A 12,017-nucleotide genomic window follows, 5' to 3' on the forward strand; every position below is an offset into this window, starting at 1 on the left:
CGCGGACAAATGTGGTTGTCAGGCGCTACCTATGGGGGGCAGACGGCGAGCTGTAGCCGCGGTCGTGGTGCCACTGCCAGCGGTGATCGCGCATCTCCCAGTGGCCGCGGCTGTGGTCGCAATCGCTCCACCGCCGTTGTCCGCGGTCCTGCTCCCAGGCCCACCGCCCGGAGTGGTCGCAATCTCCCCGCCAGCCGTTGTCCACCGGCGTCACCGTCGGCGGCGCGGCCAGCGCGGGTGCGACGGACAGGCCCATCGGCAGCGCGACGAGCGCGCCCACCACGGCGAGGCGGACCCGCAGGGTGCGTGCGGGTGCTTTCGTGGTGATAGTCATGGTCGTTCCTCGTTATCGGCACGGCCATAAACCGTCAGGCCGGCACCCTCGACCGATGTGCGGAACAGGCACATATGCTGTGTCGCGCTACTGGCGAATTCGTGACCGCGCAGGAAAGTCCACAGGCTCATGCCCTTGGACAGATCGATGGTCGGTCCACTCGTAATTCTAAGCCCTCGGCGACGACATCGAGCGACGTTATCGCAGCTGTCCAAGCTCGCGGCGCACCCGAACGGCGCAGCTCGGCCGGGAGTTCCGTGCCGGAGCGGTCCACCGAGCCCGATCAGTCGTCCCGGTCGATGCGCCGGAGCAGGTAGATGTCCATGATCCACCCCTTGACTTCACGAAGTTCAGTGCGGCGCTGAATGATTCGGTCCTCGATCGCACGCAGCGGGCCCTCGATCAGCTCCTCGTCGGGCATGCCCAGGTAGGCCGCCCACCAGATGTGCACATCGTCGCCGGGCACGCCGGTGAACGAGGTCTCACCGTCGAGCATCACCAGCGTGGACCCATCCGGGGCCATTCCCTCCTCGCGCAGGCGGCGGCCCGTGGTGATGTGCACCGGCTCGCCGATCTCGTGCAGCACCATGCGATGCCGCGCGGCCAGCGCCTGGGCGCTGGTGATCCCGGGAATCACCTCGTAGTCCAGCGGGGCGCGCGCGGCGACCTGCTCGATCATCCGCAGGGTGCTGTCGTACAGCGACGGATCGCCCCACACCAGGATCGCCCCGACACCGTCGTGGGCCGCGAACGCCTCGGCCAGCAGCGCGGCGCGGCGCTCGTGCCAATCCAGCACGACGCCGCGGTAATCGCCGTCGGCGACGGTGCGCTCGCGCGGCGGATCGGCGATCTCCACGATCTGGTAGGGATGGTCCAGATGTTCGGCGAGGATGGCGGTGCGCACGTCGACGAGCTCGCGCTTGGCCTCCCCCTTGCCGATGACGTAGAACACCTCGGCGCGGCGCATGGCCTTGATGGCCTGCACCGTCACCTGGTCGGGATCACCCGCGCCGATTCCGATCACGTACAGCTTCCGCACGAGGGATCAGCTTGCCAGCCGCGGCCCGCGGACCTGTCGGCCCCGGTGCGTAAGCTGCGAACCATGGACGACAAGCGCCCCGCCCTGGACACCCAGTACGAGGATCTGCTGCGCCTGGTGCTCGATTCGGGCTCCGAGAAATCCGATCGCACGGGCACCGGCACCCGCAGCATCTTCGGCCATCAGCTGCGCTACGACCTGGCGGCGAGCTTCCCGCTGATCACCACGAAGCGGGTGCATCTGAAGTCGATCGTCTATGAGCTGCTGTGGTTCCTGCGCGGCGATTCGAACGTGGGCTGGCTGCGCGAGCACGGCGTCACCATCTGGGACGAATGGGCCGCGCCCGACGGCGAACTGGGCCCGGTGTACGGGGTGCAGTGGCGATCGTGGCCATCTCCGGACGGAACCCATATCGACCAGATCTCGCAGGTCCTCGAGACCCTGCGGTCGAATCCCGATTCGCGGCGGATGATCGTCTCCGCCTGGAACGTGGCCGATCTGGACCGCATGGCCCTGGCCCCCTGCCACGCGTTCTTCCAGTTCTATGTGGCCCGGGGCAGGCTCTCGTGCCAGCTGTACCAGCGCAGCGCCGACCTGTTCCTGGGGGTGCCGTTCAATATCGCAAGCTATGCGCTGCTCACCGCGATGGTCGCGCAGCAGACGGGGCTCGAGCCGGGCGATTTCATCTGGACCGGCGGCGATTGCCACATCTACGACAATCACGTGGATCAGGTGCGCGAGCAGCTCACCCGCGATCCGTACCCGTTCCCGCGGCTGCGGCTGCGGCCCGCACCGAGCCTGTTCGAGTACGCCTACGAGGACGTGGAAGTGCTCGGTTACCAGCATCATCCGGCCATCAAGGCCCCGGTGGCGGTCTGAATGGCCGAGGGCGGATCCGGCACCGCGGTGGCGGAGAACGGCGCGGTGGGGCAGCGAGTCGTCGGGCTGATCTGGGCGCAGACCCCGGACGGGGTGATCGGCCGCGACAACGCGATTCCGTGGCGGGTGCCGGAGGACATGGCGTATTTCCAGCGGGTCACCCGCGGCCATCCGGTGCTGATGGGGCGGCGCACCTGGGATTCGCTGCCGGTGCGCTTCCGGCCGCTGCCGGATCGGCGCAATATCGTGATCACCCGGCAGCCGGACTGGTCCGCCGCGGGCGCGGAGCGGGCGGCTTCGCTGGAGCAGGCCCTGACGCTGGCCGGTCCGGGACCCGTCTGGGTGATGGGCGGCGGCGAAATCTACCGGGCCGCCATGGATTACGCCACCGAACTACTGGTGACCGAGGTGGACGCCGAGGTCGAGGGCGATGCCTTCGCCCCGGCCATCGGCCCCGAATGGACCGCCGCCGAGGTACCCTGGCGGGAATCGCGCAGCGGGCTGCGCTATCGATGGCTGCGCTACTTGCGCGCCTGACCCCGGTCCCGCGCGGGGAGGTGCGAACATGGAATTGCAATCCGAAACGCCCCGTTCACACACCCGAACTCGGGCATACTCACGACTAGTCGGCCCGTGGCAACACTCGCACGGCATATGCGTGAAAGGCTGCTCATGGACAAGAAATCGCTGACCGCGGTGGCCCGCCAGCAACTCAAGCTGGCCGCAGCCAATACCAGCGGACGCAGTTCCCAGACCCTGTGCGGCGGCCATACGCACAGCCTGCGGCAGACCGTCATCGCGCTGACCGCCGGGCAGAGCCTGGCCGAGCACGAAAATCTCGGCGAGGCCACCCTGCAGGTGCTCAGCGGCACGCTGACGCTGTTCAGCGGTGCCAACGAATGGAAGGGTTCGCCCGGCGATCTGCTGATCGTGCCCAGCGCCCGGCACAGTGTCACCGCCATCGACGACGTGGCGTTCCTGCTGACCGTCGCGAAATAGGTGACCGCTCACCTCCCGCCACCCCACGCCCGCGCCCCGTACGCTGTCGATCATGGGTGAGCCGCAACCGATCCTCGATCCGCTCAGCCGCACGGCACTGTTCCTGGTGGCCACGATCGATGCGGGCGGTGAATCGGTCGTCCGCGATCTGCTTGCCGAGCTGCCGGGGCTGCGCCGATCGGTGGGCTTCCGGGTGCCCGGCGCGGATCTGACGTGCGTGACCAGCATCGGGTCCGCCGCGTGGGACCGGTTGTTCGCCGGACCCAGGCCCGCCGAGCTGCACGAGTTCCCCGGCTACGACGGCCCCCGGCATCGCGCGCCCGCCACGCCGGGAGATCTGTTGTTCCATATCAAGGCCGAATCCCAGGACGCCTGTTTCGAATTGGCGATGACCATCGGCGAGCGGCTGCGCGGTGCGGCGACGATCGTCGACGAGACCGTCGGATTCCGCTATTTCGAACAGCGCGACCTGCTGGGCTTCGTCGACGGCACGGAGAATCCGGAGGGCGCCCTGGCGGCCTCGACGGCGCTGATCGGTGCGGCGAGCCCCGATTTCGCCGGCGGCAGCTACGTGGTCGTGCAGAAATACCTGCACGACCTCGATGCCTGGAACGCGCTGCCGGTGGCCGAGCAGGAGCGGGTGATCGGCCGCACCAAGCTCGGCGACTACGAGCTGTCCGATGCGGACAAACCCGCGAATTCGCACGTGGCGGTCAACACGCTGTACGACCCGGACGGCACGCAGCGCCAGATCTTGCGTGCCAACATGCCCTTCGGCAGCGTGCGCGAGGGTGAGTTCGGCACGTACTACATCGCGTACGCGGCGACCCCGAACGTCACCGAGCGCATGCTCGAGCGGATGTTCCTGGGCAGCGACGAGGCCGCCTACGACCGCATCCTGGACTTCTCCACCGCCGTCACCGGAACCCTGTTCTTCACCCCGCCCTCCGGATTCTTCGACGCGCTACCCGAACCGGCGGGCGCGGATACGACGGAACCCGAGCAGGCTCGCGCAGCCGACGGCGACGGATCGCTCGGCATCGGCGCGCTGGCATCCCCGAAAGGACTGAACCCATGAACAATCTGCACCGTGAACTCGCCCCGGTCACCGACGAGGCGTGGTCGCAGATCGAGGACGAGGCCCGGCGAACCTTCAAGCGGCACATCGCCGGACGGCGGGTCGTGGACGTCTCGGGCCCGCACGGCACCGACTTTTCCGCGGTGGGTCTGGGCCGCACCGCGGAGATCGACGCACCCGATGAGGGCATCCTCGCGCGGCAGCGGCAGGTGGCGCCGCTGGTCGAGCTGCGGGTCCCGTTCACCCTCGCGCGCGAGGAACTGGACAACGCCGAGCGCGGGGCCCGCGACATCGACCTGGAGGCGGTCAAGGACGCCGCGCGCAAGATCGCCTTCGCCGAGGACCGCGCGATCTTCGAGGGCTACCGGGCCGCCGGTATCGCCGGGATCCGGGCCGCGTCCTCGCACGAGCCGGTCGCCCGGCCCGCGGACCCGCGCACGGCCCCGGAGGCGATCGCGCAGGCGGTGAGCAAGCTGCGGCTGGCCGGCGTGGACGGCCCGTATTCGGTCCTGCTCAGCGCCGATCTCTTCACCGCGGTCAGCGAGACCTCCGATCACGGCTACCCGATCCGCACCCATATCGAGCGGCTCATTCCGGATGGCGAGATCATCTGGGCGCCGGCGATCGACGGCGCGTTCGTGCTGACCACGCGCGGGGGCGACTTCGATCTGCAGCTGGGCCAGGATCTTTCGATCGGTTATCTCTCGCACGATGCGGAGTCGGTGCGGCTGTACTTCCAGGAGAGCCTGACCTTCCTGGTCTACACCGCCGAGGCCGCGGTCGCCCTGTCGGCCTGATAGTCGGGCTCCCCCGCCGCCGAACGCCCCGGTACGGTGCAGGAGGTAGGTAGGAAGGACTTCAGGGCGATGGTGCGTGCGGGTGTGGTCCCCGGGCGGCGGGCGCTGATCTACGGCACGCTGGGCGTGCTCGCGACCGCGCTGGTGTGCGGGGCGACCGTGGCCGGGTTCGGGGTGAACCGGGTGTTCACCGGGCTCTTCGCCGGAGCGGCGGCCGGCATCGCGGTGCTGGCGCTGCTGTTCGGCCGCGACGTCGTAGTGCTCACCGACCACACGATCTCGCGCCGCACGCCGTTACACGAGTCCGAGATCGCCTGGAGCCGGGTGGTGGCCGGGCGGTTCGCGCTGGACGAGCGGGCGCGCTGGTCGCTGGCGCTGGATCTGACCGGCGGCGACGAACTCCACGGCGAACTGGTCCTGCTCTCGATTCCGCCGGTGGTGCGCCCGGTGTCCAACGCCTATGAGCACCGCAAGCGCGAGCAGGTCCGCGAGATCCGGAAGCTACTGCGGCACAAGCGAATTCCGGTCACCATTCTGCCCGAGATCGCGAATGCCCTGCACGCGCACTGGAAGTTGGCGCCGCCGACGCCGCGCTGAATTCCCCACCCCGGCAGCCGAGGAGAACCAGAAGGTGGACACCACGATTCGCACCGCGGCCCTGGCCCACATCCGCAATCGTCGTCTGCTGCAGGCGCGTTCGACGGGTAAGGAGGTCTTCTACATGGCGGGCGGCAAGATCGATCCGGGCGAGACTCCGGTCCAGGCGCTGCACCGGGAGGCCCGCGAGGAGCTGGGCGTCGACGTGGCGACGTACACCGAACTCGGCGTATTCGAGTGCGAGGCATACGGTCACGCCCCCGGCACCGCCCTGCACATGACCTGCTTCACCGCCGACCTCGCCGGTGTCCCCCGGCCCACCAGCGAGGTGGCCGAACTGCGCTACTTCACCGTCGGCGAGTACGCCGCCATGCCGCACGTCGCGCCGGGCTCGATGCTGGTGTTCCGGCGGCTGCACGACCTTGATCTCATCGACTGGTGAGGGAACCCTCGCGCAGCCGCCGGACGTCACCTGTCTGCGAGGTTCGGCGAAACCTGTTGCGCGGCTTGGTCGAGCATGCGCAGAGCGTTCTCGCGCCGAAGCGGGTCGAAACCGATCAACGTGCGGTGCACGCCCAGATCGGCCAGGCGGTCCAGATCACCCGGGCCGGGCTCGAAGACCGTCGCGATCACCGGCACCGGCGGGCGTCCATGGCGGTGGGCGAGCTCCGTGAGTTGCTCGATACCCCGGCCGAGCTCGTCGATCGGGATACCGGTCGGCGCCAGCCAGCCGTCGGCGTGGTCGAGGATGCGTTCGTGGGTCGAGGGTCCCCACCCGCCCAGCCACAGCGGCGGATGCGGGCGTTGCACAGGCTTGGGCCAGGAGTAGATCGGATCGAAATCGACGAAGCGGCCGTGGAATTCGGCCTCGTCCCGCATCCAGATCTCCTTCATGGCCAGGATTCGCTCGCGCTGCAGCGCCACGCGGGTGCGCGGTTCGGTGCCGTGATTGCGGATCTCCTCGCGCAGCCACCCCACCCCGAGGCCGAGCTCGAGGCGCCCGCCCGAGGCCGCGTCCAGCGTCGCGACCTCCTTCGCGGTGACGATCGGATCGCGCTGCACCAGCAGCGTCACAGCGGTGCCCAGCCGCAGCCGCGTGGTCACGGCCGCGGCCTGCGCGAGGGTGACGAACGGGTCGCAGACGCGGTAGTAGTCGCGGGGGAGCTCGCCGCCGCCCGGGTAGGGCGTATCGACGCGGACCGGGATGTGGGTGTGCTCGGGCACGAACAGCGATTCGAAACCGCGTTCCTCGACCGCGCGGGCCAACTCGACCGGGCCGATGCTCTCGTCGGTCACGGCGGTGAAAATACCGGTCTCCATCAGAGCTCACCCCCGAATGCCGGTGCTGCACAGGAGATCCTGCGCTCACTATGCCCGCTCGTGACGGTCCGCCGGTCAGCATTGTGTCGTGTCATGGGCGTACGGTAAGGCTTGACACCACTGTCAAGGTCAAGTGCGACCGGGCACCGACCTTACCCACCCCGCCGGCTCCGCAAGCTCCGCCGGCTCACCATCCCCCTAGGAGTGAACATGCTGATCGGGGAGCTGGCCGCGCGGACCGGGGCCAGCCGCAGGTCGCTGCGGTACTACGAGGAGCAGGGTCTGCTCACCTCGATACGCGGGGGGAACGGCTACCGAGAGTACGAGGAGCCCGCGATCGATACGGTGCGCCGCATCCGGGCGCTGCTGGCGGCGGGGCTGCCCACCGATGCCATCCGGCAGGCCCTGCCGTGCGTGCGCGACGCCTCGCCGCGGCTGGAACCGTGTCCGGAGCTGGTCGAGCGGCTGCGCGGGGAGATGCATCGCATGGATGCGGCGGCCGCGGAACTCGCGCACTCGCGCGACCTGATCGCCCGCATGCTGACCGACGCAGGGGTCCCGCTGGCGGGCTAGGGATCCGCGACCTCGGGCTTGCTTCCCTCGGCATCTCCGGAATCCGCGACCTCAGGCTTGCCTCCTCCGACATCTCCGGAATCCGCAGCCTCGGGCACGCTCGCGCTTTCACCGCCCGCGGGCGCACCATTCTTCTCGGTGGCACCGCTCTCAGCGGTCCGCCCGGCGCGCAGGGGAATTCGGGTGGCGGCGAAGAAGCCGAGCAGCAGGAACAGGGTGGCCCCGATCATGGTGACGCGGGTGGCGTCGGCGAAGCCGCGGGCCAGGGCGTCCACGACCATGGTGTTGGCGTGGTGGTCGCGGAGCACCGAGATCGCCCCGCCCGCCGAATCCCGGGTCGCGGCCGCAGCCTCCGCCGCGGCGTGCGACGGCAGCCCGGGCACCGCGGACAGCCGGTCCGGCAGCGCGCGCCCGAGCGACACGGACACCACCCCACCGAGGATCGCCAGACCCATCGCGGTACCGAGCTGACGGACCGTGGACTGGATGGCCGAGCCCTCCCCGGACGCGTCGGTGGGCACGCCTGTCAGCACCGTCCCGGTCAGCTGCGCCGAGGCCAGCCCCAAGCCGACCCCGTAGCAGACCAGCAGGAGCGCGAGCAGCCACGGCGAGACGTGGTCGGTCACGAACAGCGCGGTCACGGCGATCGCAACCGTCTCGATCGCCAGGCCCAGCCGCACGATCCGCACCGGCCCCATCGTGCGCGCCAGCGGCTCGGTGGCGCCGCCGGCCACGAACGCGCCCAGCCCCATCGCCGCCAGCACCAGACCGGCCCGCAGCGTCGACAGCCCGAGCACGTTGACCAGGAACAGCGGCAGCGTGAACAGCAGCCCGAATTCCCCGAGCGCGATCGCGAAGGCAGCCGCGTTGCCCCACCGGAACGCCGGCAGGCGGAACAGCGAGAGATCCAGCAGCGCCGAACGATTCACATTCTTGCGATGAATCTCCCACAGCAGGAACAGGAACAGCAGCGCCACCCCGAGCAGCAGCAGCAACGGAATCGGCGAACTCGCCGCCCGCGTCGACCACCGCACCCCGAGGATGTCGGACGAGCGCAACGGCCGCCCCCATCCGTAGGTCTGCCCCTCGATCAACGCGAACACCACCAGCGCGAAACCCGCCGCGCTGAGCAGGAATCCGTCGACGTCCAGGCCGCGCGCGTGCCCCGCCATCCGGGTCTGCGGCACGAACGCCACGATGCCCGCGAGCACTACGACCCCGATCGGCACGTTCACCAGGAAGATCCACGGCCAGGTGAACGAGGTGGTCAGCCAGCCGCCGATCAGCGGCCCGAGCGCGGCCATCGCGGAGATCACCGAACCCCAGACCGCGAACGCGATGACCCGGTCTCGGCCGCGGAAGACGGCGTTGACCGTCGACAGGGTGCCCGGCAGCACGCCCGCGGCGCCGATGCCCTGCACGATGCGGCCCCAGATCAGCGTGCCCGGCGCCTCCGCGGACGCGGCGAGCAGGCTGCCCGCGACGAAGAGCACGACGCCGGCCGCGAAGAGGGTGCGCCGGCCCAGCCGGTCCCCGAGGCGCCCGGCGGTGATCAGCAGCGCGGCGAGCACCACCGCGTACACGCTGTTGATCCACTGCGCCTGGGTGAAATTCAGGCCGAGGTCGGCGATGATCACCGGCAGCGACACGCTGACGATGGTGCCGTCGAGCACGACCATGGACAGGCCCAGCGCCAGCACTCCGAGCGCCCACCAGCGCGCGCGGCTCGGTATCGCGTCGAGCTCGGTATCGGTCATGTGCCGCTCCCGCCGTCAACACATCTCGTCGAAGACTTCGTGCGGCGATAAGTCTACGGGGGATTTGCTGATCAGTTGCCTTCAATCGGCCCGCGGCCCCGGCGGGCGGCCGCGGATCGCCGGATCAATCCGGGGTCAGTGCGGTGCTCTCCGGGAAGACCGCATCGCGGATGATGCGCAGGCCCTCGTTCAGGGCGCGCAGCTGCTCGTCGGTCAGGCGCGTCGTGAACCACTCGTCGATGGCGTCCAGATACGGCGGCAGCACGCGCGCGACGCGGGTGACGCCGGCCGCGGTGATCAGCACCGAGAAGCTGCGCCGATCCTTCGGATCGGGTTCGCGCCGGGCCAGTCCGTTGCGCTCGAGCCGGTCGACCAAGCGGGTGACGCCGCTGGTGGACAGCTGGGTCTGGGCGGCCAGATCGGTCATGCGCAGGCGCTGGCCGGGCGAGCGGGACAGCCGCATCAGCGCGATGAAGTCCGGCAGGGACAGGCCGTTGTCCGCCCACGCCGGTTCGAGCTTGGCACGCAGGCCGCCGCTGGCCTCGAACAGGAGGCCGACCTGGGTGAGGCGGGAGTCGTCGAAGAGGTCTGCGCGGTCCATTCGACCAGGATACCAACTATTTGAGTTGCGGATAGTTGACGTGCGGAATACTTTTGTAATCGACGAAGTTCGTATATTCCGCACGTCAACTAACGGAGGTTTCCATGTCCGACACCAACGCCTGGGTCGCCGGTTTCCGGTCCGCCATCGTCAGTCCGTACGAGGAGTTCCGCCTCGCCGAACCGCGCGAGTTCGCCGACCAGACCGTGCGACAGGTGCTGCACCTGGCAGGCGGCGGCGAGCGGCTGCGGGTGCGTCTGAGCAACCGCTACGGACGCGCGCCGCTGGTCGTCGGGGCCGCCCACATCGCGGTCCGCAAGAACGGCGCGGAGATCGTGGCCGAGACCGACACCGCGCTGCGATTCGGCGGGGCCGAGCGGGTCACGATTGCCGCGGGAGCCGAAATCGTCAGCGACGCGGCCGATCTGAGCGTCGGTGCCGGATCGGATCTGCTGCTGAGCCTGTACCTGCCGGAGCCGACGGGCCCGGCGACCTACTCCCCCGTTCCGAACGAAATCGGCTATGTCACAGCAGGAAACACCGTCTCGCAGGTGAGCCCGGAGGACGTCGAGGAGCTCGGTTCGCGGTACTTCGTGACCGGTATCGACGTGCCCGCGACGGGCGAGCCGATCATCGTCGCCTTCGGCGATTCCTGGTTCGAGGGAGCGGGCGGCACGCCCGGCGCGAACCGCCGATCGGTCGACGTACTGAACGAGCGCCTCCCCCGCGGCTGGGCGGTCAACCAGGGCCTGTCCGGCAATCGGATCCTGGTGGACGAGGCCGGTGAGCACGGCCTGGCCCGCTTCGAGCGGGACGCCCTCGCGGTGCCGGGCGCGACCCACGTGGTGGTGAATTTCGGCATCAACGACCTGTGCCTGGGCGAGCCCCTCCCGGTCGCCGACCTGATCGCCGGATTCACCGAACTCGCCCGCCGCGCCCACGCGGCCGGACTTCCCGTCTACGCCAACACGATCGGCCCCTTCGCCGGCAAGATCTACCCGGGCGGCGACGCCGTAGCCGCCTCTCCCCTGCGCCGCGAGGTCAACGAATGGCTCCGGGGCACCGATGTTTTCGACGCCGTCTTCGACGTGGCCCGCGCTGTGGAGGACCCCGAGCGGCCGGACTACATCCGCCCCGACCTCGACGCCGGGGACGGTATGCACCTCAACGACGCGGGCGCCCGCCTGATGGGCGAGACCATGCGAATCCCATTCGCTTGATAGATATTTCAGCTGCACACGGCATACCTGCTGCGAGCACGGCCCGGCCGAACGCCAAGCCGTGTTCGCGGCTGGTAGTCATAGGAGGGAGTTAGCGCATCAGGGTGGCGGGATCGACGGTGAACTCGAATGGCGAATGCAGAGTCACCGACTGCCCTGCCGAGACTCGATGAGTCAGTTCGTATTCGCCGCTCTCACCGAGGACGTGGGCGAACAGGACCGGCAATTCTTCGCCCGGCAGACGGCCCTTGAACGGGTTGATCTCGATGCGCCAGTAGTTCTGGATACCGGCCTCCGCATAGACATCCGGTTTCGACTTACGATCCGTCAGGGTCGTCGAGTTCGACACGACCTCAACCGCTAGTACGACGTGCTCCGCGGGAATTCCGTTGCCATCCATCGGGATGACGCCGGTACCTACGATGAGATCCGGGATCGGTTCGTCATCGCCGATCAATACCCCCACACCTGCAATGCTGAAATGATCCGCAGGCAGGACATCCTCTAGGGCACGGTCCAGCCATTTGATCAGCCATTGGTGACGTGGCTTCGGCGCCGCGTTCACGATGAGTTGCCCCCCAATTACCTCGTACCGGATCCCATTCTCGGGCAAATTGTCGAGGTCGGCGGCAGTCCAGTAATCCTTGATCGGATAAAAGCCCAGCGGGACCTCGGGCATCGGCATCGCCACGGAAATCACCTCCAACCTCGTCGAGCAGGAAGAACACGGTTGTCGATCGCGTTCACAGTCTAGCCGAACCTGGGACCGATTCCGGGCCGGCGGAAAGGATCGAATACCCCTTCCACCGGCCCGGACCAGCGC

At 68.8% G+C, this 12,017-nt stretch carries 15 protein-coding genes; 9 read left to right on the plus strand and 6 right to left on the minus strand.

Annotated elements, in window-relative coordinates:
• Window positions 1-25: 25 nt before the first annotated feature.
• Together ABH933_RS18270 and cobF are read right to left on the minus strand one after the other, a co-directional pair.
• The gene (locus ABH933_RS18270; protein ID WP_429420418.1) at window positions 26-334 is read right to left on the minus strand and encodes a hypothetical protein; all 309 of its coding nucleotides are present in this window, start codon (window positions 332-334) and stop codon (window positions 26-28) included.
• Between the two features lie 283 nt (window positions 335-617).
• A complete protein-coding gene (cobF, locus tag ABH933_RS18275) occupies window positions 618-1,373 on the minus strand; it encodes a precorrin-6A synthase (deacetylating) (protein WP_429420416.1) in 756 nt (251 codons plus the stop codon).
• Window positions 1,374-1,436: 63 nt separating this feature from the next.
• Between cobF and ABH933_RS18280 the strand changes: the two genes are divergently transcribed.
• The 7 genes from ABH933_RS18280 (at window position 1,437) to ABH933_RS18310 (ending at window position 6,165) form a co-directional block, all read left to right on the plus strand.
• Entirely contained in the window at window positions 1,437-2,252 is an 816-nt protein-coding gene (locus ABH933_RS18280; protein WP_429420413.1) for a thymidylate synthase, read from the plus strand.
• Window positions 2,253-2,789, plus strand: a complete 537-nt coding sequence (locus ABH933_RS18285) for a dihydrofolate reductase (protein ID WP_429420411.1) — start codon at window positions 2,253-2,255, stop codon at window positions 2,787-2,789.
• A gap of 135 nt (window positions 2,790-2,924) precedes the next feature.
• Window positions 2,925-3,251 (plus strand): cupin domain-containing protein, encoded by a 327-nt coding sequence (locus tag ABH933_RS18290; protein ID WP_215916674.1) that lies wholly within the window; start codon window positions 2,925-2,927, stop codon window positions 3,249-3,251.
• A 52-nt stretch (window positions 3,252-3,303) separates the two neighbouring features.
• Window positions 3,304-4,329: a Dyp-type peroxidase gene (locus ABH933_RS18295; protein ID WP_429420409.1), complete on the plus strand. Its 1,026-nt coding sequence runs from the start codon at window positions 3,304-3,306 to the stop codon at window positions 4,327-4,329.
• Window positions 4,326-5,126 carry a family 1 encapsulin nanocompartment shell protein gene (locus ABH933_RS18300; RefSeq protein ID WP_429420406.1) on the plus strand — a complete coding sequence of 267 codons (801 nt, stop codon included), beginning with the start codon at window positions 4,326-4,328 and terminating at the stop codon, window positions 5,124-5,126. Before ABH933_RS18295 ends, ABH933_RS18300 begins: the two co-directional genes overlap by 4 nt.
• A 69-nt stretch (window positions 5,127-5,195) precedes the next feature.
• Complete coding sequence (locus ABH933_RS18305) at window positions 5,196-5,723, plus strand: hypothetical protein (protein WP_429420404.1); 528 nt, start codon at window positions 5,196-5,198, stop codon at window positions 5,721-5,723.
• A gap of 34 nt (window positions 5,724-5,757) precedes the next feature.
• Window positions 5,758-6,165, plus strand: coding sequence for an NUDIX hydrolase (locus ABH933_RS18310; protein WP_429420402.1), 408 nt, complete (start codon window positions 5,758-5,760; stop codon window positions 6,163-6,165).
• Between the two features lie 26 nt (window positions 6,166-6,191).
• On the opposite strand, the gene ABH933_RS18315 is transcribed toward ABH933_RS18310, so the two are convergent.
• The gene (locus ABH933_RS18315) at window positions 6,192-7,043 is read right to left on the minus strand and encodes an LLM class F420-dependent oxidoreductase (protein ID WP_429420400.1); all 852 of its coding nucleotides are present in this window, start codon (window positions 7,041-7,043) and stop codon (window positions 6,192-6,194) included.
• Between the two features lie 210 nt (window positions 7,044-7,253).
• Between ABH933_RS18315 and ABH933_RS18320 the strand changes: the two genes are divergently transcribed.
• Window positions 7,254-7,616 carry a MerR family transcriptional regulator gene (locus tag ABH933_RS18320; RefSeq protein WP_429420398.1) on the plus strand — a complete coding sequence of 121 codons (363 nt, stop codon included), beginning with the start codon at window positions 7,254-7,256 and terminating at the stop codon, window positions 7,614-7,616.
• Here ABH933_RS18320 and ABH933_RS18325 read toward each other — a convergent pair.
• Both ABH933_RS18325 and ABH933_RS18330 read right to left on the minus strand, forming a co-directional pair.
• Window positions 7,613-9,373 (minus strand): MFS transporter, encoded by a 1,761-nt coding sequence (locus tag ABH933_RS18325; RefSeq protein ID WP_429420395.1) that lies wholly within the window; start codon window positions 9,371-9,373, stop codon window positions 7,613-7,615. The genes ABH933_RS18320 and ABH933_RS18325 overlap by 4 nt on opposite strands.
• A 124-nt stretch (window positions 9,374-9,497) precedes the next feature.
• Entirely contained in the window at window positions 9,498-9,974 is a 477-nt protein-coding gene (locus tag ABH933_RS18330; protein ID WP_429420393.1) for a MarR family winged helix-turn-helix transcriptional regulator, read from the minus strand.
• Window positions 9,975-10,078: 104 nt separating this feature from the next.
• On the opposite strand from ABH933_RS18330, the gene ABH933_RS18335 reads away from it, so the two are divergent.
• Window positions 10,079-11,194, plus strand: coding sequence for a GDSL-type esterase/lipase family protein (locus ABH933_RS18335; protein ID WP_429420391.1), 1,116 nt, complete (start codon window positions 10,079-10,081; stop codon window positions 11,192-11,194).
• A 91-nt stretch (window positions 11,195-11,285) separates the two neighbouring features.
• Here ABH933_RS18335 and ABH933_RS18340 read toward each other — a convergent pair whose 3' ends face one another.
• Window positions 11,286-11,879, minus strand: a complete 594-nt coding sequence (locus ABH933_RS18340) for a Uma2 family endonuclease (RefSeq protein ID WP_429420855.1) — start codon at window positions 11,877-11,879, stop codon at window positions 11,286-11,288.
• Between the last annotated feature and the right edge of the window lie 138 nt (window positions 11,880-12,017).

This window comes from Nocardia sp. GP40 (assembly GCF_050434125.1).
Lineage (GTDB): Bacteria > Actinomycetota > Actinomycetes > Mycobacteriales > Mycobacteriaceae > Nocardia > Nocardia albiluteola.

Excerpts from the sequence above, each read along its gene's own strand:
- ABH933_RS18270 (WP_429420418.1), bottom strand. The coding sequence starts at position 334 with ATGACTATCACCACGAAAGCACCCGCACGCACCCTGCGGGTCCGCCTC.
- ABH933_RS18280 (WP_429420413.1), top strand. The coding sequence starts at position 1,437 with ATGGACGACAAGCGCCCCGCCCTGGACACCCAGTACGAGGATCTGCTG.
- ABH933_RS18285 (WP_429420411.1), top strand. The coding sequence starts at position 2,253 with ATGGCCGAGGGCGGATCCGGCACCGCGGTGGCGGAGAACGGCGCGGTG.
- ABH933_RS18290 (WP_215916674.1), top strand. The coding sequence starts at position 2,925 with ATGGACAAGAAATCGCTGACCGCGGTGGCCCGCCAGCAACTCAAGCTG.
- ABH933_RS18295 (WP_429420409.1), top strand. The coding sequence starts at position 3,304 with ATGGGTGAGCCGCAACCGATCCTCGATCCGCTCAGCCGCACGGCACTG.
- ABH933_RS18300 (WP_429420406.1), top strand. The coding sequence starts at position 4,326 with ATGAACAATCTGCACCGTGAACTCGCCCCGGTCACCGACGAGGCGTGG.
- ABH933_RS18305 (WP_429420404.1), top strand. The coding sequence starts at position 5,196 with ATGGTGCGTGCGGGTGTGGTCCCCGGGCGGCGGGCGCTGATCTACGGC.
- ABH933_RS18315 (WP_429420400.1), bottom strand. The coding sequence starts at position 7,043 with ATGGAGACCGGTATTTTCACCGCCGTGACCGACGAGAGCATCGGCCCG.
- ABH933_RS18320 (WP_429420398.1), top strand. The coding sequence starts at position 7,254 with ATGCTGATCGGGGAGCTGGCCGCGCGGACCGGGGCCAGCCGCAGGTCG.
- ABH933_RS18325 (WP_429420395.1), bottom strand. The coding sequence starts at position 9,373 with ATGACCGATACCGAGCTCGACGCGATACCGAGCCGCGCGCGCTGGTGG.
- ABH933_RS18330 (WP_429420393.1), bottom strand. The coding sequence starts at position 9,974 with ATGGACCGCGCAGACCTCTTCGACGACTCCCGCCTCACCCAGGTCGGC.
- ABH933_RS18335 (WP_429420391.1), top strand. The coding sequence starts at position 10,079 with ATGTCCGACACCAACGCCTGGGTCGCCGGTTTCCGGTCCGCCATCGTC.
- ABH933_RS18340 (WP_429420855.1), bottom strand. The coding sequence starts at position 11,879 with ATGCCGATGCCCGAGGTCCCGCTGGGCTTTTATCCGATCAAGGATTAC.